Raw genomic sequence first — 20,798 nt, 5'->3', positions numbered from 1 at the left:
GCGCGAGATCCGGTTTCCGGCCTCGCTCGATCTCCGGTTTGCGACTCGGCACGGTACTCGGTTTGCGACGGCTCTGAGGACATCCCCCGACGCTATCGCCCGCTCTCCGGCGGCGCTTCATCGGCTGCGGTCCCGTCATCGGGCCGGCTCCCGGCCGGTTCGGGGAACGTGGGCGCGACGACGCGCATCGCATCCCGGAGAGCCTCGCGCTGCTCCGCGGACATCATGCCGAAGAAGGCGACCAGTGCGGCCGCCGGGTTGTCGCTCTGCGACCAGGCTTCGTTCATCAGTGCGGCCGAGTATGCGGCGCGGGTGGAGACGGCCGTATATCGATATGCCCGGCCATCCACTTCCCGGCGTACCCAGCCCTTCTGATGGAGATTGTCCATTACCGTCATGACGGTCGTGTACGCGATGGACCGTTCCTGTTGCAGGTCCTCGAGAACTTCCCGCACGGTGACCGGGCGGTTCCATTGCCAGACCCGTGTCATCACGGTGTCTTCCAGCTCTCCCAATTGGCGAGGCACGGCGTCACCTTAGTGCTAGATGTCTGGAATGGGATAATTCAGGAACGAAAAAAGGGCGCACGGCTCCGGGGAGCCGTGCGCCCTTCGTGCTCGGGGCCCGGGTCAGACGCCCTCGGGCCTCGGGGCCTGCTCGGCCGATTCGGCCCGGGCGAGCGCCGCGTCCACCGCGGCGTCCTCCTTGGCCTTGTTCGGGCCACCCTGGCTCTTGATGATCACCATGACCAGGGCGATGAAGAAGGCGGCCATCACCACGGGGGGAACGAGCGCGGATACGTAGTCCATGCCGTCCAGGGTAGCGAGCCCGGCATTCCGGCCACTCCCGGGCACCCCTCAGGCGCGTCGGCGCCTCAGGACACGGCGCGCTCCTCGGGCGGAGGAGCCGGTACCGGCCTGCGCCGGGGCGGGAAGACCTCGGACGGCTTGGGCATCGGACGCTCGCCCGGGGCGGCCGGACGGGCCGGTACGGCGGGTCCGGACGGGGTCCGGGGCCTCTCGGGCTCCTTGGCCGCCGCCAGGCCACCGGGCAGGGCCAGCAGCCTGCTGCGCGGTGCGGGCGTCGTCATGGGCACCGCACGGCCGGCGAGGCGCGCGCGCACCGAGCGCTCGGCAAGCACCTGGCAGCGCTCCAGCAGGGCGGCGGCGACCGGCCCGGCACGCAGGGCGCGCAAGGCCGCGAGGTCGTCCGGGCGGGGGTCGTAGCCGGCCGCGAGGGCGTCCTGGAGGAGCTCCAGATAGCCGCCGAGCGAGCCGGGGAGCGCTTCGCGGTAGCGGGCGAGGTCGGCGAGGAGGAAGGCGCGCAGCCGTCCCGCCTCACTCACCACCTCGTCCACCGTGCCCGCGAGGCGCAGGCAGTCCTGGACATCCTCTTCCGGCAGGGGCGTGGGGTGGAGGGCGTTGGCGAGAGCACGTCGGAGCACCCGGAGCTCGTCCGCGCTGAACGCCATGCCGCCGCGTGATCCGTAGGGCGTGGGCATGACGCGACAATACGTGCTAAATGGACAAAATCGGCTTAACTCACCGCTCGGCGGCGCGGCGCCGGGCTCCGCTCCGCCGAGCTGTTCCCGCAGGTGGCCACGGGCGCGTCCTACATCCGGGCGATGTTGCGCTCGTACACGAGGCGCAGTCCGATGAGCGTCAGCCACGGCTCGTGCTCGTCGATGACGGAGGACTCACCCAACACCATCGGAGCAAGGCCGCCGGTCGCGATGACGGTGACCTCGTCGGGGTCGGCCGCCAGTTCCTTCTTCATGCGCTCGACCACACCGTCGATCTGGCCTGCGAAGCCGTAGACGATGCCGGACTGCATGGCCTCGACGGTGTTCTTACCGATGACGCTGCGCGGCCGTGCCAGCTCGATCTTGCGGAGCTGGGCGCCCTTCACCCCGAGCGCCTCCACGGAGATCTCGATGCCCGGCGCGATCACCCCGCCCGTGTACTCGCCGCGCGCGGACACGGCGTCGAAGGTCGTGGCCGTGCCCAGGTCGACGACGATGGCCGGGCCGCCGTAGAGCTCGACGGCGGCGACCGCGTTGATGATGCGGTCCGCGCCGACCTCCTTCGGGTTGTCCGTGAGGACCGGGACACCGGTCTTCACTCCCGGCTCCACGAGGACCGCCGGGACATCGCCGTAGTAGCGGCGGGTGACCTCGCGGAGCTCGTGCAGCACGGCCGGGACGGTCGAGCAGATCGCGATGCCCTCGATGCCGTCGCCGAGTTCGACCCCGAGGAGCGGGTGCATCCCCATCAGCCCCTGGAGCAGGACGGCGAGCTCGTCCGCGGTGCGGCGGGCGTCGGTGGAGATCCGCCAGTGCTCGACGATCTCCTCGCCGTCGAACAGGCCGAGGACGGTGTGGGAGTTGCCCACGTCGATGGTGAGCAGCATCAGGCGTCGGCCCCGTCGGTCGCCGCCGTGGCGTCGCGGAAGTCCAGGCCGATGTCGAGGATCGGCGAGGAGTGCGTGAGCGCGCCGACGGCCAGGTAGTCGACCCCGGCCTCGGCATAGGCACGGGCGGAGTCCAGGGTGAGCCGGCCCGAGGACTCCAGCACCGCACGGCCGCCGACCAGCGCGACCGCCTCGGCGGTCCCCGACGGGGTGAAGTTGTCCAGCAGGATCAGGTCGGCGCCCGCTTCGAGCACCTCGCGGACCTGCTCCAGGGTGTCGGCCTCGACCTCGATCGCGAGCTCCGGGAACGCCTTCCTGACCCGCTGGAACGCCTCGGCGACGCCGCCAGCCGCGATCACGTGGTTGTCCTTGACCAGCGCCGCGTCCACGAGCGACATGCGGTGGTTGACCCCGCCGCCGCAGCGCACGGCGTACTTCTCCAGCGCGCGCAGCCCCGGAGTGGTCTTGCGGGTGTCGCGGACCTGGGCCTTCGTGCCCTCGAGCACATCGGTCCAGGCGCGGGTCGCTGTCGCGATGCCGGAGAGCCTGCACAGCAGGTTGAGCGCGCTGCGCTCGCCGGTGAGCAGGTCACGGGTGCGGGTGGTCACCGTGAGCAGCTTCTGGCCGGGTACGACGCGGTCACCGTCCTCGACGTGCCGCTCGACCTCGAACTCGTCGGTGCAGACGATGGAGAGGACGGCCTCGGCGACCCGCAGACCCGCGACGACGCCGGCCTCACGCGCGGTGAAGTCGCCGGTGGCGACGGCGTCCTCGGGGACGGTCGCCACCGTGGTGACGTCCTCGCCTCCGTCGAGGTCCTCCTCGATCGCGACATGGGCGATGTCCTCGACCTGGACCGGGTCCAGTCCGGCGTCCGCCAGGAGCTGGGCCAGAGCGGGGTCGAGGCCGCACTCCAGACCGTCGGGGTCGTAGCCGTCACCGCAGCCGCAGCCGTCGCCGCAGCCGCCACCGGACTCGGCGGGTGCGCCGATGTGGATCAGCGGTACGTCCACAGGGGTGGGGCGCGGATTCTCTTCGGGCGTGCTCACGGTTACGGCTCCTCGGGGGCGTCGGCGGGGTGGTTCGGGAGGCCTGCAGGCAGTGCGGAGTCTGCCGGGTCTCCGGGGCGTACGGGCGGGAACGCGGAAGTGTCCGTCGTGCGGACGACGGGCCGCATGTACGGGTCGACACGGACGATCAGGTGACGGCGCCAGACGTCGTCGTCGCGCTCGGGGCGGTCCTCGCGCCAGTGGCAGCCGCGGGTCTCCTCACGCTCCCGCGCTGCGGCGACCAGGACCTGCGAGACCAGGAGGAGGTTCGTGGCCTCCCACGCCTCCACCCCGGGTACGGCGTCCTTGGGCCCGTCCTTCTCGGCGGCCGCCGCGGCCCGCTGGAGGGCGTCGAGCTCCCCGGCCGCGACCGCCAGGCTGCCGCCGGACCTGATCACCCCGGCGCCCTTGGTCATGATCCGCTGGATCGCGGTCCGCGACTCCGCGGTGAGCAGTGTGACCGTACGGGCTCCGGCGGGTTCCGCCACGGGGGTACGCCGGGGACCGGCCCCGGAATCCGTCCGGGACCCGTCCACGATGTCGGCCGCGATGCGCTCGGCGAAGACCAGGCCCTCCAGGAGGGAGTTGGACGCCAGCCGATTGGCGCCGTGCACGCCCGTGCAGGCGACCTCGCCGCAGGCGTACAGGCCCGGCACCGTCGTACGGCCCCGGAGGTCCGTACGCACGCCGCCCGAGGCGTGGTGCGCGGCGGGGGCGACCGGGATCGGCTGGGTGACGGGGTCGATGCCGTGCGCGCGGCAGGCGGCGAGGACCGTCGGGAAGCGCTGCTCCCACATCGCGGCGCCGAAGTGGCGGGCGTCGAGATACATGTGCTGGGTGCCGTGCAGGTGCATCTGGCGGGTGATGGCCTTGGCGACGATGTCGCGGGGGGCCAGCTCGGCCAGCTCGTGCTGCCCGAGCATGAAGCGGGTGCCGGAGGCGTCGACGAGGTGGGCGCCCTCGCCCCGTACCGCTTCGGACACCAGCGGCTGCTGGCCCTCGGAGTCGGCACCGAGAAACAGGACGGTCGGATGGAACTGGACGAATTCGAGATCGGAGACCTCGGCGCCCGCCCGCAGCGCGAGCGCCACCCCGTCGCCCGTGGAGACCGGCGGGTTGGTGGTGGCGGAGAAGACCTGGCCCATGCCGCCGGTGGCGAGCACCACGGCCGGGGCGTGCACGGCACCCACGCCGTCGTGCTGGCCCTCACCCATGACGTGCAGGGTGACGCCCTCGGTACGGCCTTCCGCGTCCGTGATCAGGTCCAGGACCAGGGCGTTCTCGATGGTGCGCAGGGCCGCCGAGCGGACCGCCCCGACCAGGGCGCGGGAGATCTCGGCGCCCGTCGCGTCGCCGCCCGCGTGCGCGATACGGCGGCGGTGGTGGCCGCCCTCACGGGTCAGGGCGATCGCGCCGCTGTCGGTGGTGTCGAAGTGTGCGCCGGTGTCGATCAGCCGGCGTACGGCGTCGGGGCCCTCCGTGACCAGGGCGCGCACCGCCGTCTCGTCGCAGAGGCCCGCCCCGGCGACCAGGGTGTCGTCGAGGTGCTGCTCGGGTGTGTCGCCCTCGCCGAGCGCGGCGGCGATGCCGCCCTGCGCCCAGCGGGTGGAACCGTCGTCGAGCCGGGCCTTGGTGACGACCACGGTCGCGAGGCCCGCCGCGGCGCAGCGCAGTGCGGTGGTGAGACCGGCCACGCCGGAGCCGATCACGACGACGTCCGCGTCGATGGACCAGCCCGGGGCGGGGGCGGTCAGCCGTATTCCGGTCACGTGAGGACTCCGAGGGTCAGTGGGATGTTGTCGATCAGACGGGTGGCTCCCACCCGGGCGGCGACAGCGAGAACCGCCTCACCGCTCACGCGGTCGTCGGGGAGCTCGGTGAAGTCCGCCGGGTCCACGAGCGCCACGTAGTCCAGGGCGAGGGGCACCGCTTCCTCCGCCGCCTCGTCCAGGACGGCCAGGGCGGCGGCCAGCACCGCGGCGGGTGCGACGGTCGGCCGGGCCGGCGTCACGGCCTGTGTGTCGGCGGCCGCACGGGCCTCGCCGAGCTGGTTCAGAGCGGCTGCCCGGCCGTCCCGCTCCGGGACCGTCCGGGCGCGGGCGTGCAGCGTCTGCTGGGCGGCCAGCCGGTCGCGGGCGGCGAACAGGGCCCTGGGCAGGGCCAGCGCGGTACGGCGCTCCTCGGCGGAGAGGAAGCGGTTGCGGCTGGAGAGCGCGAGGCCGTCCGGGTCGCGGACGGTCGGCACCCCGACGATGTCGATACCGAAGTTGAGGTCGCGCACCATGCGGCGGACCAGCGCCAGCTGCTGGGCGTCCTTCTGCCCGAAGAACGCCGCGTCCGGCCGGGTGAGGTGCAGGAGCTTGGCGACGACGGTGAGCATGCCGTCGAAGTGCCCGGGTCGGGAGGCGCCTTCGAACCGCTCGCCCATGGGGCCCGCGGTGATCCTCACCTGCGGGTCGCCGCCGGGGTAGACCTCGTCGACGGCGGGGGCGAAGACCGCGTCGGCACCGGCCTCCGAGGCGACGGCGAGGTCGGCGTCCAGGGTGCGGGGGTAGCGGTCGAGGTCGGCGGCCTCGCCGAACTGGAGCGGGTTGACGAAGACGGTGACCACGACCTGGCCGTCGGGCCCCGCGGCCGCCCTCGCGGCACGGATCAGGGTGGCGTGGCCGTCGTGGAGCGCGCCCATCGTCATCACGACGGCGCGGCGTGCCCCGGCGGCCCGGCCGAGGGCGTCCAGCTCCGCGGCGGAGCGCAGCAGGGTGGCGGGTGCGGTGTTCATCGCTTCTCCCCCGGTCCGGATCCGTCCGGTCCGTGTGTTCCGTTCGTTCCGTTCACGGCGTTGCTGTCGGAGAGCACGCCGAGGAGGTCCTCCGCGAACTCCGGCTTGAGCAGGCCGTGGTCGAGGGCCCGGTCGGCCGTGGCGCGTGCCATGGCGAGATATCCCGCCACCGTCTGCGGCGCGTGCGCACGCAGCTCACGGATGTGCGCGGACACCGTCCCGGCGTCGCCCCGGGCGACGGGGCCGGTCAGCGCAGCGTCACCGGAGCGCAGGGCGTTGTCGAGCGCCGCCCCGAGCAGGGGCCCGAGCATCCGGTCGGGGGCGCCCACGCCGGCCTTGCGGAGCAGGTCCATGGACTGCGCGACGAGGGTGACCAGGTGGTTCGCCCCGAGGGCCAGTGCCGCGTGGTAGAGCGGACGGGATTCCTCCGCGATCCATTCGGGCTCGCCGCCCATCTCGATGACGAGCGCCTCGGCGGCGAGCCTGAGCTCCTCGGGGGCGGTCACCCCGAAGGAGCAGCCCGCCAGCCGCTGCACGTCGACGGAGCTGCCGGTGAAGGTCATCGCCGGATGCAGGGCGAGGGGCAGGGCACCGGCCCGCAGCGCGGGGTCGAGCACCCTGGTCCCGTAGCGGCCCGAGGTGTGGACGAGCAGCTGCCCCGGTCGTACGGCGCCGGTCTCGGCGAGGCCTTCGACCAGGCCGGGCAGCGCGTCGTCGGGGACGGTCAGCAGCACGAGCTCGGAGCGTGCGAAGACCTCGGCGGGGGTCACCAGGGGGACGTCGGGGAGCAGTGCGGCGGCCCGGCGCACGGATGCGTCGGAGACGCCCGACACCGCGACCGGGCGGTGCCCGGCGAGCTGCAGCGATGCGGCGAGGGCGGGGCCGACCCGTCCCGCGCCGACGACGCCGACGGTGAGGCGGGCGGGGCGGTCCCTCGCGTCGAGGGCTTCCTTGGAAACTGATGCGTTCACGCGGCGATGGCCTTCCGTTCCAGTCCGCGGGGGGTACCGGACGATTCCTCTGCATGCTACGCCAGCGTTTCGTCACACACCCCAGCCGTCCACAGCCTGTGGATAACTTTTGACGACAGGAGAACCCGGGATGTGCGGTGCCGGCGGGCCGGGTGATCATCGTCCCATGGGAGACACCGAGGAGCAGAAGCAGCGGCACCGCAGGCTGACCGCCTGGCAGCGGTCAGGAAAGGTGCTGGCACGGATGTCGGCGGACCACACGCTGGCCGGGCGGCTGGCCGCCCTGGCCGCCGACGCCGGCACGGTCCACGACCTGGGCGAGTGGACGGATGTGTACGGCGGCGGGGTCGTCGCCGAGGTCGAGCGGCGCACGGCCGGTCTGCTGGGCATGGAGGCCGCCGCGTTCTTCCCGACCGGGACGATGGCTCAGCAGGTCGCGTTGCGGTGCTGGGCGGGGCGTACGGGCAACCCGGTCGTGGCACTGCACCCCCTCTCCCACCCGGAGGTGCACGAACGCGGCGCGCTCACCTCCGTGAGCGGACTGCGTACGGTGCATCCGACGACCGAGCCCAGGCAGGTCAAGGCGGACGAGATCCAGGACCTCCCCGAGCCGTTCGGCACGCTGATGCTGGAGCTGCCGCTGCGTGACGCGGGCTTCGTCCTGCCGTCCTGGGAGGAGCTGGAGGACGTCGTGTCCGCGGCGCGTGAGCGGGACGCGGTGGTGCATCTGGACGGGGCGCGTCTGTGGGAGTGCGCCCCGCACTTCGGGCGCGGCCTCCCGGAGATCGCGGCGCTCGCCGACAGCGTGTACGTGTCGTTCTACAAGTCCCTGGACGGGCTGTCCGGTGCGGTGCTCGCAGGCCCGGAGTCCCTGATCGAGGAGGCGAGGACCTGGCGCCACCGGTACGGCGGTCAGGTCTTCCAGCAGTACCCGGCGGCCCTCTCCGCGCTCCTGGGCCTGGAGCGGGAGCTGCCGAGGCTGCCGTCGTACGTGGCGCACGCGGAGGTGGTCGCCGACGCGCTGGCCGACGGCTTCGCCGGGTCGGCGGTGCCGTGGTTCCGGGTGCACCCCGAGCCGCCTCACACGCACCAGTTCCAGGTCTGGCTGCCGTACACCACGGACGTCCTGGACGAGGCGTCCGTGCGGCAGGCCGAGGAGACGGGCGTGACGCTCTTCCGCCGCTGGTTCGCGGCTCCGACGGGGCCGCCCGGACTCTCGTTCACCGAGGTCACGGTGGCCGCGGCGGGGCTGGGGTGGACGGCAGGCGACGTGCGGAGGGCGGTGGCCGACTTCGTGACGCGACTCGTGTAGGGGCTCAGGGGAGGGGTGGCGGGTGCGCGGTCACCCAGGCGCGCATACGCCTTCGGATGCCACGCATGACGTCCCGGTCGTATCGGCCGGGCAGCGGGGGCGGCACCTCACCGTGCTGCGCGGCGCGACAGCTGTCGAGCAGGTGCTGCTGAACGATGTCCATGCCTCCAGCCTGACCCCGGCACGGCGGGCCCGCCCGTGGATTGACGACCGCGGTCAAATGGCGACGGCCGCCGCCCCGCACCCCGCACCATGGAGGGGTGAGCGTGCACATCGACATCGCGGGCCTGCCCCCCGAGCGCATCGTCTTCGAGACCTCTCCTCTCGCAGAGCTGGGGCTCGCCCTTCATGCCCTCTCCGAACCCGGTCACCACCCGGGTGTGCACGGCTGGGCGACCGCGACCTCCGCAGCTCTGGAGCCGGATCTCGCGGACCGGCTGCACGAGGCGGAGTTCCTGTGGCGGAACACCTTCTCCGATGTCTTCATGCCGTTCGCCGGCGTCCGCGGCGGCGACGGCAGGACCGGCTCGACCCTCGCCGAGGACCTGGACATCCTGGACAGGCTCGACGACGAGCGGTTCGTCTCGGCCGCCCTGGAGTTCACCTGCGCCGGCCTGTACGGAGCAGGGGCGTCCTCCCCGCTCACCGACCCCAGGACGAGGACCCGTGCGCTCGACATGGCCGCGGCCAGGGGACCGAAGCAGCTTGCCTTCACCCGGCAGCTGCTGGCCGCCCCCGGCTCCGTACGCGGCTGGGTCCGGCGCCTCTTCGAGGACTGCGACCAGGCCTTCTTCGCCGACACCTGGCGGCGGGCCCAGGTCCAGCTGGCCACCGACGCCCGGCACAAGACCGAGGTGCTGCGGCACAAGGGCGTCGCCGCGGCCCTGAGCGCGGTCTCCGAGGCCGTCTCGCTGGACGAGGAGACCGGCACGATCAGCGTCGACAAACTGGGCACGGACCGGACCGCGGCCAGAGGCTCGGCGGCCGGCACCGGTCTCACCCTCATCCCGACCAGCTTCGGCTGGCCTCACCTGATGGTGCTGCACGCCCCCGGCTGGCGTCCGGTGATCCACTACCCGGTACACCGCCCCGAGCTGCCCTCTCCCGCCTCCGTCGAGCTGCTCCAGCTCCGGATGGAGGCGCTGGCCCACCCCATGCGGATGCGGATCTGCCGCAACCTGGCCGGCTCCTCCTACACCACCGGCGAGCTCGCCGACTCGCACGGCATCACGCCCCCCGAGGTCTCCCGTCACCTGGCGCTGCTCAAGAAGGCCGGCCTGGTCATCACCCGTCGGCGGGGCCGGTACGTCCTGCACTCACTGGACCTGACGGTCGTGGCCCGCCTGGGCAGCGACTTCCTGGAGGGTGTGCTGCGGTGAGCTGTGGCGGGGCCTGCCGCCGCGGATGGGACGTGGGGCCCGGTCAGCCCGCGTGGCCTCCGGCCCTGACCAGCCCCGTCTCGTAGGCGAGGACGACCACCTGGACGCGGTCGCGCAGGCCGAGTTTGGTGAGGATGCGTCCCACGTGGGTCTTCACGGTCGCTTCGGACAGCACCAGACGGGCCGCGATCTCACCGTTCGACAGCCCCTGGGCGACGAGCAGCATGACTTCGCGCTCGCGTTCGGTCAGCTTCTCGACGCGCTTGTGCTGCGGCTCCTTCTTCCCGCTCGGCAGCATCGGTGAGAACCGGTCGAGCAGCCTTCGGGTCGTGGACGGGGCGACGACGGCGTCGCCGCTGTGCACCGCGCGGATGGCGGAGAGGAGTTCGCCGGGCGGCACGTCCTTGAGCATGAAACCGCTGGCGCCCGCCTTCAGACCGGAGAACGCGTACTCGTCCAGGTCGAACGTGGTCAGGATCAGCACCTTCGGCGGATCGGCCTGCGCGCAGATGCGCGCGGTCGCCTCGACGCCGTCCAGCCGAGGCATACGGACGTCCATCAGTACGACGTCGACAGCCGTGGACCGCAGGACCTCGATCGCCTCGGCCCCGTCGCCCGCCTCCGCGACGACCTCCATGTCCGGCTGGGCGGCCAGCACCATCCGGAAGCCGGTGCGCAGCAGCACCTGGTCGTCGACGAGCATTACTCGGATCGCCATGCGGTGTCCTGTCCTTCTGTCACTGGTTGGCCGGCTTGAGCGGAAGCAGCGCGCTGACCCGGAAGCCGCCGCCCTGGCGCGGGCCCGCGTCCAGCGTGCCGCCGACCATGCCGACCCGCTCCCGCATCCCGATCATCCCCTGTCCCGCGCCGTCGGCGCCGCCGTCCTCGTAGAGTTCGTGCGGGGCCCCGCGGCCGTCGTCCTCGACCAGCAGGCCAAGACCGTCGTCGAAGTAGACCAGCCGCACGCTCGCCCCGGCGTCGGGGCCGCCGTGCTTGCGGGTGTTGGTGAGCGCCTCCTGGACGATGCGGTACGCGGTCAGCTCCACCCCGCTCGGCAGCGGACGCGGCGTGCCCTCGATCCTGAAGTCCACCGCGAGGCCGGTCTCCCTGACCTTGCCGACGAGTTCCTCGATCTGCTCGACGTCGGGCTGGGGGACGTACTCCCCGCTCTCCTGGGAGTCGCCCGTCCTGAGCACTCCGAGCAGCCGCCGCATCTCGGCGAGCGCCTGGCGGCCGGTGCCGGAGATGGTCTCCAGCGCCTGCCGGGCCTGGTCGGGGGACGAGTCCATGACATACGCGGCGCCGTCGGCCTGGACCACCATCACCGAGACGTTGTGCGCGACGACGTCGTGCAGTTCGCGGGCGATACGGGCCCGTTCGGCGGCGACGGCGACCTTCGACTGCGCCTCGCGCTCCTTCTCCAGCCGGGCGGCCCGCTCCTCCAGCTGGCTGAAGTAGGCCCGCCGGGTTCGTATGGAATCGCCGAGCACCCAGGCCAGGACGAACGGCACGGTCATCATCACGACGTAGCCGAGCGTCTGCGCCCAGCCGCCGAACGGTGCGTCGTCGGGCCAGCGCAGCCGGGAGGCCCCCGCTGCGACGAGGCTGCACCCGAGGGCGAGCCAGGACGCCCGGCGCTCCCCCACGGTGGCCACGGTGTACGTGATCACCAGCAGGGCGAAGTCCGCCACGTCCGGCCGCACGCCGAACAGCAGCTGGGCGAGCCCCATCAGGATCGCGAGCAGCAGCATCTTCTCCGGCATGCGGCGGCGCAGCGCGACCACGACGGACAGACCGACGGCGACGGGCACGGCGGCGATCCGCTCCTGGCCGCTGCCGACCTGGCCGGCCACGATGGACACGCCGGAGAACCCGAGGAGGAGGACAGCCCAGAGGATGTCGACGCCCGTCGGGTGTCTGCGGATGAAATCGTAGAAGCGCTGCACATTACCCAGCGTAGGGACAGCTGATCGGTGCCCGGGTCAGCCGGAGGGCCGATCCGGATCCTGGGACCGTACTCCCCAAGGTGGAGACTTGCCTACGTGACGTATGACTGGTGCCCCTGGCGGGAAGCCGCCGAGACCGCTTTGTACGGGGAAAAGGGCTTCTACCGGCGCCCGGAGGGCCCCGCGGGCCATTTCCGCACGTCGGTGCATGCCTCCCGTCTGTTCGCCACCACCGTCGCCCGGCTGCTGGCCGGCACCGCGCGGGAGCTGGGGACGGACTCGGTCTGCCTGGTGGATGTGGGAGCGGGCCGCGGCGAACTGCTGACCGGGGTGCTGGCGGCGCTGCGCGACGGGCCCCTGGCCCCTGGTCTCACCGTGCGCGCGTACGCCGTGGAGGTCGCCCCGCGCCCGCCCGGCCTGGACCCTGACATCGAGTGGTGCGCCGAACCGCCGCAGGGTGTGCGGGGGCTGCTGTTCGCCAACGAATGGCTGGACAACGTCCCGACGGACATCGCCGAGGCCGACGCCGACGGGGTGCCCCGCTACGTCCTCGTACGGAGGGGCGACGGGACCGAGCGGCTCGGCGACCCGGTGACCGGGGCGGACGCCGCGTGGCTGAGCCGCTGGTGGCCGCTGTCCCGGCCCGGCGACCGTGCGGAGATCGGCAGACCCCGCGACGAGGCCTGGGCCAGGGCGGTCGCGTCGCTGGCGGGCGGTACCGCGGTGGCGGTCGACTACGCGCATGTACGGGCGTCGCGGCCGCCGTTCGGGACGCTGACCGGGTTCCGTGAGGGCCGCGAGGTAGAGCCCGTGCCCGACGGGAGCTGCGACCTGACCTCGCACGTGGCGCTGGACGCCTGCGCGGCTGCGGCGGGCGGCGCGGCCGAACTCCTGGACCAGCGGACGGCGCTGCGGGAGCTGGGGATCAGCGGCGAACGCCCCCCGCTGGCACAGGCGTCGGCCGACCCCGCCGGCTATGTGCGGGCGCTCGCGTCCGCCGGGGAGGCCGCGGAGCTGACGGCGCGGGGCGGGCTGGGCGACTTCGGCTGGCTGCGGCATCGGGTCCCGGACCGTGAAGAGGGATACTGTCCCGCATGACGGAGACGACGATCGGCATCGGCGGCGCGGCGGAGAGCACCGACATGGTGCTGAACATCGGCCCGCAGCACCCCTCCACCCACGGTGTGCTCCGGCTGCGGCTCGTCCTGGACGGCGAGCGGATCCAGCAGGCCGAGCCCGTCATCGGCTATATGCACCGGGGTGCCGAGAAGCTCTTCGAAGCCAGGGACTACCGGCAGATCATCATGCTCGCCAACCGCCACGACTGGCTGTCGGCGTTCTCCAACGAGCTCGGGGTCGTCATGGCCGTCGAGCGGATGCTCGGCATGGAGGTCCCCGAGCGCGCCGTCTGGACGAGGACGCTGCTCGCGGAGCTGAACCGGGTCCTCAACCACCTGATGTTCCTCGGCTCCTACCCTCTCGAACTCGGCGGTATCACCCCGGTGTTCTACGCGTTCCGGGAGCGCGAGGAGCTCCAGGCCGTGATGGAGGAGGTCTCCGGCGGCCGGATGCACTACATGTTCAACCGGGTCGGCGGCCTCAAGGAGGACCTGCCGGCGGGCTGGCTCGGCCGGGCCAGGGACGCCGTGGCGTCCGTGCGTTCGCGGATGGACGTGTACGACCGGCTGGTGCTCGGCAACGAGATCTTCCGGGGCCGCACCCGCGGGGTGGGCGTGCTGTCCGCCGACGCCGTGCACGCCTACGGGGTGTCCGGACCGATCGCCAGGGCCTCCGGGGTCGACTTCGACCTGCGGCGCGACGAGCCGTATCTCGCGTACGGGGAGCTGGGGGGCACGCTCAAGGTCGTCACCCGGGCCGAGGGCGACTGCCTGGCCCGTTTCGAGTGCCTTCTGGAACAGACGCACAACGCCCTGGACCTCGCCGACGCGTGCCTGGACCGGATGGCCGACCTGCCGCCCGGCCCCATCAACCAGCGGCTGCCCAAGGTGCTGAAGGCGCCGGAGGGCCACACCTACGCGTGGACCGAGAACCCGCTGGGCATCAACGGCTACTACCTGGTTTCCACGGGCGAGAAGACCCCGTACCGGCTGAAGCTGCGCTCCGCCTCGTTCAACAACATCCAGGCACTCACCGAGCTGCTGCCGGGCACGCTCGTCGCCGACATGGTGGCGATCCTGGGCTCGCTCTTCTTCGTCGTCGGGGACATCGACAAGTAAGCCCCCCTGGACGGGGCACCCGGCCCGCGAGGGCTACGAGGAGATCGCGCTGCGCAGCTCGACGACGTCCAGCTGCTCGGTCTCGTCGTGCGCCGTCAGGTCGATGACCTTGCCGACGGCGCGGTTCTCGGCCGCGCCCGTACGGTGCGCCGCCAGGGCCTCCTCGCCCACCACGTCCGCGAGGTCCTCGTTCTGCACGGCCTCGATCGCGGCGTTCGCCTTCTGCGTGCCGAAGAAGTCGAAGCTTCCCTGCGGGACGAGGTGACGGCGCCCGGCGGCGTACGGAACGACGGCGGATGCCGCGGGTACGGCTCGCGGCGGGCGCACGGCTGCGGGCGACAGCTGCGGTGCGGACAGGGCGGCCTGGGGGCGGCGGTGCTGGAGGTCACCCGCTCCGGCGACCGCCGCGTGCTTCCCCTGCGGGCCGTCGCCCTCCGTCTCCCGCTCCGCGGAACGCTCGGCGATGTCAGGCTGCCGGGCCGGCTCGGCAGTGCGACGCGCCTCCTGGAGCGCGGCGTTGCGGGGCAGGTCACGCAGAGCCTGGGCGGCCCGCAGATAGGCGCCCGGCGTGGGCGTGGACCGGGCAGGCAGGAGCTCGCGCGGTGCGGACGCCTCGATGGCGAGCTGCCTGCGGCCCTCCAGCGCGCTGGCACGCTCCGTCTCGGCGTTGGCGTACCGGCGCAGCAGCGCGGCGTGTTCGCCGCGAAGCCCGGCGAGCTCCACGCGCTTGCGGCGCAGCTTGGTCTCCATCCGGATGCGCAGTTCCCTGGATTCCTCGAGGTCCGCCTCGAGTTCGGCTATGCGCTCCTCGGTCTTCCACTCGTCGCTGGCGCGGGCGCGGTTCAGCTCCGCGACACGCAGCCCCGCGGCCCGGTCCCAGCTGCGCATCAGAAAGGCACCGGTGACAGCGACCGCCCCTGTCACGGCCACCAGGACGCGCAGGGGCAGAGGTTCCGCGAGGAACCAGGCGCCGGCGGCGCAGACGACCGGCACTCCGGCCACCACGGCGGGAGGCAGGATTCTGTGGAGGGGTGGTGAATGGCGGTGGCGTCCTCGTGGCATGGCCCGAAATTTACCGTGCGTACGAGCCACTTGGGAGACCACCCGGCAATCTGTTCCCCGCCGGTTACCAAGGGCCTCTCGTCCGGGTCATGCAGGGCCGAACCGAACGAAAGATCCTTGGGCCCTTCAAGTAGCCCTCGCGTACGCCTTTTTACTTCTTGATCAGGCCCTTCGACCGGAGATAGTCCCCGGCCGCGTCGGCGGGCTTGGCGCGCTCCGCGTCGACCTTGCGGTTCAGTTCCGCGAGGTCCTCCGTGGTGAGTACGCCGGTGAGCTTCCCGAGCGCCTCCGCGATCTCCGGTGCGCCCGCGTCCTCGGCATTGAGTACCGGAAGGACGTTGTCGGCGTTCTGCAGCTTCTTGTCGTCCTCCAGGAACACCAGCCCGTAGGTGTCGAGCACCGCGTCCGTGGTGGTCGTGAGGACCAGCTGGTCCTTACCGTCCTTGACGGCCTGCTTGGACTGCGGCGTTCCGACACCCTTGGGGTCGATCCCGGTGACGTCGATGCCGTACGTCTCCTTCAGTCCGGGTGCGCAGAACGGGCGCACCTCGCACTCGTCGCCCGCCGCGATCTTCACCTTGATCTTCGAGCTGCCGAGATCGGAAAGCGTCGTGAGGCTGTTCTTCTCGGCGAATTCCTTGGACACCGCGAAGGCGTTCTGGTCGACGGCCTTCCCCGCCGGAAGGACCTTCAGTCCGAGGGGGGTGGCGAGCTTCTCCAGGGCGGCGACGGTCGCCGCGACGTCACCCGACGCGACCGGCTCGGCCTTCGCCCCGTTGACCTTGGCGTTGAGGAATTCCGCGAGGGTCGCCGCGTATTCCGGGACGACGTCGATCTCGCCCTTCTCCAGCGAGGGCTCGTACAGTTCGCGGTTCTTCACCGTGGTGACCGACGTGTCGTATCCGGCACCGCCCAGGACCTGGGCGTACAGCTCGGCGAGCACCTTGGACTCGGTGAAGCCGGCGGCGCCCACGACGAGCGAGCCCTTCTTGGAGCCGGCGGCGGCATCCGTGTCCGAACCGCCCTTCTCCTTCTCCAGGCTGTCGCCGCCGCACGCGGCGAGCGACCCTGCCAGCGCGACCGCTCCGATGACCGCACCCGCTATGCGCGAGGTCCTGCTCATGTTGTTCTCCGTCCGCGAAAAATGGTGTGCACAGTCCGAAAAGACAGGCTCATACGGCCCGGCGCCGACGCAGGGGCGACAGCAGCCGGTCGAGCGTCACGAGAATGCCCTCCACCACCAGGGCCAGGAGGGCGACCAGCACGGCGCCGGCGAAGACCTGCGCGGTGTCGTAGGTGTTGAAGCCGGCGGTGATGATCCGGCCCAGGCCACCGAGGCCGACCATCGCCGCGATCGAGGCGGTGGCGATCACCTGGACGGCGGCGGACCGGAGGCCGGTCATGATCATCGGGTACGCGAGCGGAAGCTCGACCCGCACGAAAAGCTGCGGGCCGGACATTCCCATGCCCCGCGCGGCCTCCAGAACCGACCGGTCGACCTCCGTCATCCCGACGTAGGCGTTGGTCAGCAGCGGGGGCACGGCGAACAGCACCAGCGCGATGACCGTGGGCAGATAGCCGGAGTTACGCAGCGGCGTCATCATGAAGAGGGCCAGCACCGCGAACACCGGGACCGCGCGCCCCACGTTGGAGATGTTGACGGCGAGCGCGCCCCCCTTGCCCACGTGCCCGAGATACAGCGCGACGGGCAGGGCGATGAGGCAGGCCACCGCGAGGGCGATCCCGCTGACGTACAGATGCTCGGCCAGCCGGTGCCCCGCCCCGCCGTCCCCCGACCAGTTGGCGCCGGTGGTGAGCCAGGTCCATGCCTCCCCGATGACTCCCATGGATCAGACCGCCTCCGTCTTCGCGATGCCCGCCCCGGCGGATGCCCCGGCGGGCGTCCGTATCCGGGTCCAGGGCGTGAGCAGGCGTTGCACGCCCAGCAGCAGGAGATCCGCGGCCACCGCGAGGAGCACGCAGAGCACGGACGCGGTGAGCACCTGCGCCTTGAAGAAGCTGGGCAGCGCGTCCTCGATGAGATTGCCGAGGCCGCCCTTGCCGACGAGCGAGCCGACGGTCGTCAGCGCGACCGTCGACACCGTGGCGATCCGCAGCCCGGCCATCAGAGCGGGCAGCGCGAGGGGGAGTTCGACCTCCCAGAGCAGCCTGACCGGTCCGTACCCCATGCCCTCGGCGGCTTCCCTGGCTTCCTGCGGGACCGCCTCGAGGCCCGCCAGGATGTTCCGTACGAGAATGGTCAGTGAATAGAGCACCAGGCCTGTGACGACGAGCGCTGCCGACAGGCCGAAGAGCGGCAGCAGCAGCGAGAACATCGCCAGCGACGGCACGGTGTAGAGCACGGTGGTCAGGCCGAGCACCGGCCCCGCGAAATGCCGGCCACGGCGCGCGAGCAGCGCGAGCGGGAATGCCACCGCGAGCCCTATCAGCACGGAGGCCGCCGTGATCCAGATGTGCTGGACGGTCGCTTCGGTCAACTCATGGCTGCGGGAGCGCAGATACTCTCCGCAGATCCAGTCGTTCGCCACCAGGCAGTTCTGCTCGGCCATCCGCCCCCCGTCTCCTGTCCGCCCTCGCGATGCCGCCCCGGGTCCGTTCCTGGGTGACCCTATCCTCGACCACCGACAATCGCCGAGGCTGTCTTATTCCGGCAACATGGCCTACACAGAACCCGCGTCACAATGGGGAATCATGATCCGTTTCGAGCACGTCACCAAGCGGTACGAGGACGGCACCACCGCCGTCGACGACCTTTCCTTCGAGGTCGCCGAGGGTGAACTGGTCACGCTCGTCGGGCCTTCCGGCTGCGGGAAGACGACCACCATGAAAATGGTGAACCGGCTGACCGAACCGACCGACGGACGGATATTCCTCGACGGGGACGACATATCCTCCATCGACCCCGTCAGGCTGCGCCGACGTATCGGCTATGTGATCCAGCAGGTCGGTCTCTTCCCGCACAAGACGGTCCTGGAGAACACGGCGACCGTTCCCCATCTCCTCGGCTGGGGGCGGGAAAAAGGCAGGCGACGTGCGGCTGAACTGCTCGATCTTGTCGGACTCGATCCCTCCGTTTATGGCGGCCGCTATCCCGAGCAGCTTTCCGGCGGCCAGCGCCAACGGGTGGGCGTGGCCCGGGCCCTGGCGGCCGATCCGCCGGTTCTGCTGATGGACGAGCCTTTCGGCGCCGTCGATCCGGTCGTACGGGAAAGGCTGCAGAACGAATTCCTCAAGCTACAGGCTCAGGTCCGCAAGACTGTGCTGTTCGTCACCCATGACATCGAGGAAGCCGTCCGCCTCGGTGACCGGATCGCGGTCTACGGGAACGGCCGCATCGAGCAGTTCGACACCCCTGCCACGGTGCTCGGGGCTCCGGCGACCCCGTACGTCGCCGACTTCGTCGGGGCGGACCGCGGTCTGAAGCGGCTCTCGGTCACACCCATCGAGGAGAGCGACCTGGACCAGCCGCCGGTCGTCCATCTCGACGATCCGCTGGCGAAGGCGACCGAGCGGCTGCGGGCCGAGGGTGCGCGCTGGGCGGTCGTCCTCGACGGTCAGGACAATCTGCACGGCTGGATCCCGGCGGGTGACGGGGCGACGGCCAAGGGCACGGTCCGTGAGCACGCCCGGCGTATGGAGGCGTGGCTCCCGCTCGGTGCGCCGCTCAAGCAGGCCTTCGCCACGATGCTGCAACACGACGCCGGCTGGATCGCCGTCATCGACAAGGAGGCCGCCGGCCGCTTCCTCGGCGTGCTCACCCCGGCCCGCCTCCATGAGGCCCTGCGCCGCTCGATCGACGCGGACGCACAGGCCGTGCCGCGCGCCGAGGTCGCCGTGGAGACGGTGGCGGGCGTCGGCGCCCCCTGAGCGCCCCTCCGTCCGTCCGGCTGCCGTCCGTCCGGCTGCCGTCCGGGCCGTCCGGCCGCCCGCCGTCCGTCCGGCTGAACGCGGGGCGGGCGGATCCAGGGACACGCGCTCACGGCGGCGGGCTCGTACCGCCCCGCAGCCGACGCGCGGGCGCCCGGTTCGACGACGCGCCCGGTGCGCGAACCCGGCGACGTGGGCCGGGCGGGACTTCTCGGACACGGCCTAGGCTGGGCGCATGAGTACGTTGCGAGGGCGGGGCACGGTACGGGGTCTCCCGGAGTGGGACCGCTGCGCGGTCATGGGGGTCGTCAATGTGACGCCCGACTCCTTCTCCGACGGGGGCCACTGGTTCGACACCACGGCGGCGATCAAGCACGGCCTCGAACTGGTGGCCGAAGGGGCGGATCTGATCGACGTCGGCGGCGAGTCGACCCGCCCGGGAGCGAGCAGGGTCGACGAGGCCGAGGAGCTGCGCCGGGTGATCCCCGTGGTGCGGGGGCTTGCCTCCGAGGGGGTCACCATCTCCGTGGACACCATGCGGGCCGGTGTCGCCGAACAGTCCGTCGCCGCCGGCGCTGTCCTGGTCAACGACGTGAGCGGCGGCCTCGCCGACCCGGGCATGATCCCGGTCGTCGCCGACGCCGGAGTGCCGTTCGTCGTCATGCACTGGCGGGGTTTCAGCGAGTCGATGAACAGCCGCGCGGTGTACGGGGACGTCGTCGGCGAAGTCCTCGCCGAGCTCCAGGAGCGTATGGAGGCCGTGATCGAGGGCGGGGTGGACCCCGAGAAGCTGGTGATCGACCCAGGGCTGGGATTCGCCAAGAACGCCGCCCAGGACCTCACGCTGGTGGCGCATCTCGACCGGCTGTGCGATCTGGGCAGGCCCCTGCTCGTCGCCGCCTCCCGTAAGCGGTTCCTCGGCCGCGTCCTGGCCGGCGAGGGGGCGGCCCCGCCGCCCGCCCGCGAGCGGGACGCCGCGACGGCCGCGATCTCCGCGCTCTCCGCCGCCGCGGGCGCCTGGGCGGTCCGGGTGCACGCGGTACGGGCGACGGCGGACGCGGTGCGGGTCGCCCGCGCGGTCGAGGGAGCCGCGTGAGCGCCCCGCGCGACGAGCACGAGGAGGCCGCTGCCGACATCGCGGCGGTCGAGCAGGCCAACACCGCGTTCTACGAGGCGATGGAACGCGGCGATCTCGACGAGCTCTCCGGCCTGTGGCTGCCCGGCGAGGACCTGACCGTGTCCTGTGTCCACCCGGGCTGGCCGGTGCTCACGGGCCGCGGCGAGGTGCTGCGGAGCTACGCGCTGATCATGGCGAACACGGAGTACATCCAGTTCTTCCTCACCGATGTCGGGGTCTCCATGACCGGTGACACCGCCCTGGTGACCTGTACCGAGAACATCCTCAGCGGCGGCCCCGCGGAGGAGGGCAACGCGCTCGGTCCGCTCGTCGGTCAGCTCGTCGTCGCCACCAATGTGTTCCGGCGCACACCGGAGGGCTGGAAGCTCTGGTCCCACCACGGCTCCCCCGTACTGGCCGAAACCGGTGAGGAAGAGGACGAAGAACCGACCGCCTGAGCCGAGGGCGCGGGTCGCGGGGATTGGGCCCTCCGATCACGGGGTATACGCGGCTACCAACCCCCTGCCGGGCCTGTCCGCGCACCCGCGGGCGGGCGCTGTCGGTGCTCGCGGGTAGATTCGAAAGACGGCACCGCACCGCCCGCACGCGGTCAGGTACCTCCAGAGACGACAAACAGCAGGAGTGATTC

The 20,798-nt window shown here is 71.8% G+C and carries 22 protein-coding genes; 7 read left to right on the top strand and 15 right to left on the bottom strand.

Annotated elements, in window-relative coordinates; translation table 11 throughout:
- Positions 1–92: 92 nt before the first annotated feature.
- The 8 genes from ACIREO_RS34140 to ACIREO_RS34105 form a co-directional block, all read right to left on the bottom strand.
- The gene (locus ACIREO_RS34140; RefSeq protein ID WP_404117412.1) at positions 93–527 is read right to left on the bottom strand and encodes a BlaI/MecI/CopY family transcriptional regulator; all 435 of its coding nucleotides are present in this window, start codon (positions 525–527) and stop codon (positions 93–95) included.
- 102 nt (positions 528–629) lie between these two features.
- Positions 630–809 carry a hypothetical protein gene (locus ACIREO_RS34135; protein WP_404117409.1) on the bottom strand — a complete coding sequence of 60 codons (180 nt, stop codon included), beginning with the start codon at positions 807–809 and terminating at the stop codon, positions 630–632.
- Positions 810–874: 65 nt separating this feature from the next.
- Positions 875–1,471 carry a hypothetical protein gene (locus tag ACIREO_RS34130; RefSeq protein WP_404117506.1) on the bottom strand — a complete coding sequence of 199 codons (597 nt, stop codon included), beginning with the start codon at positions 1,469–1,471 and terminating at the stop codon, positions 875–877.
- A gap of 140 nt (positions 1,472–1,611) precedes the next feature.
- Positions 1,612–2,409, bottom strand: a complete 798-nt coding sequence (locus ACIREO_RS34125) for a type III pantothenate kinase (protein WP_031091045.1) — start codon at positions 2,407–2,409, stop codon at positions 1,612–1,614.
- Entirely contained in the window at positions 2,409–3,458 is a 1,050-nt protein-coding gene (nadC, locus tag ACIREO_RS34120) for a carboxylating nicotinate-nucleotide diphosphorylase (RefSeq protein WP_404117406.1), read from the bottom strand. Before nadC ends, ACIREO_RS34125 begins: the two co-directional genes overlap by 1 nt.
- Positions 3,459–3,460: 2 nt before the next feature.
- The gene (locus ACIREO_RS34115; protein WP_404117403.1) at positions 3,461–5,227 is read right to left on the bottom strand and encodes an L-aspartate oxidase; all 1,767 of its coding nucleotides are present in this window, start codon (positions 5,225–5,227) and stop codon (positions 3,461–3,463) included.
- Positions 5,224–6,237, bottom strand: a complete 1,014-nt coding sequence (gene panC / locus ACIREO_RS34110) for a pantoate--beta-alanine ligase (protein WP_404117401.1) — start codon at positions 6,235–6,237, stop codon at positions 5,224–5,226. The genes ACIREO_RS34115 and panC overlap by 4 nt, the downstream gene beginning before the upstream one ends.
- On the bottom strand, positions 6,234–7,208 hold the full coding sequence (locus ACIREO_RS34105; protein WP_404117398.1) for a Rossmann-like and DUF2520 domain-containing protein: 975 nt from the start codon (positions 7,206–7,208) through the stop codon (positions 6,234–6,236). The genes panC and ACIREO_RS34105 overlap by 4 nt, the downstream gene beginning before the upstream one ends.
- Positions 7,209–7,374: 166 nt before the next feature.
- Here ACIREO_RS34105 and ACIREO_RS34100 point away from each other — a divergent pair, with 166 nt between their 5' ends.
- The gene (locus tag ACIREO_RS34100; protein WP_404117396.1) at positions 7,375–8,520 is read left to right on the top strand and encodes a threonine aldolase family protein; all 1,146 of its coding nucleotides are present in this window, start codon (positions 7,375–7,377) and stop codon (positions 8,518–8,520) included.
- A 4-nt stretch (positions 8,521–8,524) separates the two neighbouring features.
- Here ACIREO_RS34100 and ACIREO_RS34095 read toward each other — a convergent pair whose 3' ends face one another.
- Positions 8,525–8,683 (bottom strand): hypothetical protein, encoded by a 159-nt coding sequence (locus ACIREO_RS34095; protein ID WP_404117393.1) that lies wholly within the window; start codon positions 8,681–8,683, stop codon positions 8,525–8,527.
- 103 nt (positions 8,684–8,786) lie between these two features.
- Between ACIREO_RS34095 and ACIREO_RS34090 the strand changes: the two genes are divergently transcribed.
- Positions 8,787–9,899, top strand: a complete 1,113-nt coding sequence (locus ACIREO_RS34090; protein WP_404117504.1) for a DUF5937 family protein — start codon at positions 8,787–8,789, stop codon at positions 9,897–9,899.
- A 43-nt stretch (positions 9,900–9,942) separates the two neighbouring features.
- Here the strand turns inward: ACIREO_RS34090 and ACIREO_RS34085 are convergent, their stop codons facing one another.
- Both ACIREO_RS34085 and ACIREO_RS34080 read right to left on the bottom strand, forming a co-directional pair.
- Entirely contained in the window at positions 9,943–10,617 is a 675-nt protein-coding gene (locus tag ACIREO_RS34085; RefSeq protein ID WP_404117391.1) for a response regulator, read from the bottom strand.
- Between the two features lie 19 nt (positions 10,618–10,636).
- On the bottom strand, positions 10,637–11,845 hold the full coding sequence (locus tag ACIREO_RS34080; RefSeq protein ID WP_404117388.1) for a sensor histidine kinase: 1,209 nt from the start codon (positions 11,843–11,845) through the stop codon (positions 10,637–10,639).
- 96 nt (positions 11,846–11,941) lie between these two features.
- Between ACIREO_RS34080 and ACIREO_RS34075 the strand changes: the two genes are divergently transcribed.
- Both ACIREO_RS34075 and ACIREO_RS34070 read left to right on the top strand, forming a co-directional pair.
- Complete coding sequence (locus ACIREO_RS34075) at positions 11,942–12,943, top strand: SAM-dependent methyltransferase (protein ID WP_404117385.1); 1,002 nt, start codon at positions 11,942–11,944, stop codon at positions 12,941–12,943.
- Positions 12,940–14,082: an NADH-quinone oxidoreductase subunit D gene (locus ACIREO_RS34070; protein WP_404117383.1), complete on the top strand. Its 1,143-nt coding sequence runs from the start codon at positions 12,940–12,942 to the stop codon at positions 14,080–14,082. Before ACIREO_RS34075 ends, ACIREO_RS34070 begins: the two co-directional genes overlap by 4 nt.
- Positions 14,083–14,115: 33 nt before the next feature.
- Here the strand turns inward: ACIREO_RS34070 and ACIREO_RS34065 are convergent, their stop codons facing one another.
- The 4 genes from ACIREO_RS34065 to ACIREO_RS34050 all read right to left on the bottom strand — a co-directional run bounded on the left by ACIREO_RS34065 (position 14,116) and on the right by ACIREO_RS34050 (position 17,714).
- Positions 14,116–15,144 carry a hypothetical protein gene (locus ACIREO_RS34065; protein ID WP_404117380.1) on the bottom strand — a complete coding sequence of 343 codons (1,029 nt, stop codon included), beginning with the start codon at positions 15,142–15,144 and terminating at the stop codon, positions 14,116–14,118.
- A 151-nt stretch (positions 15,145–15,295) separates the two neighbouring features.
- Positions 15,296–16,267 carry a glycine betaine ABC transporter substrate-binding protein gene (locus ACIREO_RS34060; RefSeq protein ID WP_404117378.1) on the bottom strand — a complete coding sequence of 324 codons (972 nt, stop codon included), beginning with the start codon at positions 16,265–16,267 and terminating at the stop codon, positions 15,296–15,298.
- A 49-nt stretch (positions 16,268–16,316) separates the two neighbouring features.
- A complete protein-coding gene (locus ACIREO_RS34055; RefSeq protein ID WP_404117375.1) occupies positions 16,317–16,991 on the bottom strand; it encodes an ABC transporter permease in 675 nt (224 codons plus the stop codon).
- 3 nt (positions 16,992–16,994) lie between these two features.
- Entirely contained in the window at positions 16,995–17,714 is a 720-nt protein-coding gene (locus tag ACIREO_RS34050) for an ABC transporter permease (RefSeq protein ID WP_401524919.1), read from the bottom strand.
- A 142-nt stretch (positions 17,715–17,856) separates the two neighbouring features.
- On the opposite strand from ACIREO_RS34050, the gene ACIREO_RS34045 reads away from it, so the two are divergent.
- From ACIREO_RS34045 to ACIREO_RS34035, 3 genes are all read left to right on the top strand, one after another.
- A complete protein-coding gene (locus ACIREO_RS34045) occupies positions 17,857–19,032 on the top strand; it encodes an ABC transporter ATP-binding protein (RefSeq protein WP_404117373.1) in 1,176 nt (391 codons plus the stop codon).
- A gap of 235 nt (positions 19,033–19,267) precedes the next feature.
- Positions 19,268–20,128: a dihydropteroate synthase gene (gene folP, locus ACIREO_RS34040; protein WP_404117370.1), complete on the top strand. Its 861-nt coding sequence runs from the start codon at positions 19,268–19,270 to the stop codon at positions 20,126–20,128.
- Positions 20,125–20,607 carry a nuclear transport factor 2 family protein gene (locus ACIREO_RS34035; RefSeq protein ID WP_404117368.1) on the top strand — a complete coding sequence of 161 codons (483 nt, stop codon included), beginning with the start codon at positions 20,125–20,127 and terminating at the stop codon, positions 20,605–20,607. The genes folP and ACIREO_RS34035 overlap by 4 nt, the downstream gene beginning before the upstream one ends.
- Positions 20,608–20,798: the final 191 nt, after the last annotated feature.

The sequence above is a fragment of the Streptomyces sp. NPDC102441 genome, from assembly GCF_044765585.1.
Lineage (GTDB): Bacteria > Actinomycetota > Actinomycetes > Streptomycetales > Streptomycetaceae > Streptomyces.
Note: the sequence above shows the minus strand (reverse complement) of the source record. Positions and strands in the feature narration are given on the sequence as shown.

Coding starts and splice junctions, on each gene's coding strand:
- ACIREO_RS34085 (WP_404117391.1), bottom strand. CDS start 10,617: ATGGCGATCCGAGTAATGCTCGTCGACGACCAGGTGCTGCTGCGCACC.
- ACIREO_RS34100 (WP_404117396.1), top strand. CDS start 7,375: ATGGGAGACACCGAGGAGCAGAAGCAGCGGCACCGCAGGCTGACCGCC.
- ACIREO_RS34060 (WP_404117378.1), bottom strand. CDS start 16,267: ATGAGCAGGACCTCGCGCATAGCGGGTGCGGTCATCGGAGCGGTCGCG.
- ACIREO_RS34065 (WP_404117380.1), bottom strand. CDS start 15,144: ATGCCACGAGGACGCCACCGCCATTCACCACCCCTCCACAGAATCCTG.
- ACIREO_RS34125 (WP_031091045.1), bottom strand. CDS start 2,409: ATGCTGCTCACCATCGACGTGGGCAACTCCCACACCGTCCTCGGCCTG.
- ACIREO_RS34130 (WP_404117506.1), bottom strand. CDS start 1,471: ATGGCGTTCAGCGCGGACGAGCTCCGGGTGCTCCGACGTGCTCTCGCC.
- ACIREO_RS34055 (WP_404117375.1), bottom strand. CDS start 16,991: ATGGGAGTCATCGGGGAGGCATGGACCTGGCTCACCACCGGCGCCAAC.
- ACIREO_RS34050 (WP_401524919.1), bottom strand. CDS start 17,714: ATGGCCGAGCAGAACTGCCTGGTGGCGAACGACTGGATCTGCGGAGAG.
- folP (WP_404117370.1), top strand. CDS start 19,268: ATGAGTACGTTGCGAGGGCGGGGCACGGTACGGGGTCTCCCGGAGTGG.
- ACIREO_RS34045 (WP_404117373.1), top strand. CDS start 17,857: ATGATCCGTTTCGAGCACGTCACCAAGCGGTACGAGGACGGCACCACC.
- ACIREO_RS34095 (WP_404117393.1), bottom strand. CDS start 8,683: ATGGACATCGTTCAGCAGCACCTGCTCGACAGCTGTCGCGCCGCGCAG.
- panC (WP_404117401.1), bottom strand. CDS start 6,237: ATGAACACCGCACCCGCCACCCTGCTGCGCTCCGCCGCGGAGCTGGAC.
- ACIREO_RS34135 (WP_404117409.1), bottom strand. CDS start 809: ATGGACTACGTATCCGCGCTCGTTCCCCCCGTGGTGATGGCCGCCTTC.
- ACIREO_RS34070 (WP_404117383.1), top strand. CDS start 12,940: ATGACGGAGACGACGATCGGCATCGGCGGCGCGGCGGAGAGCACCGAC.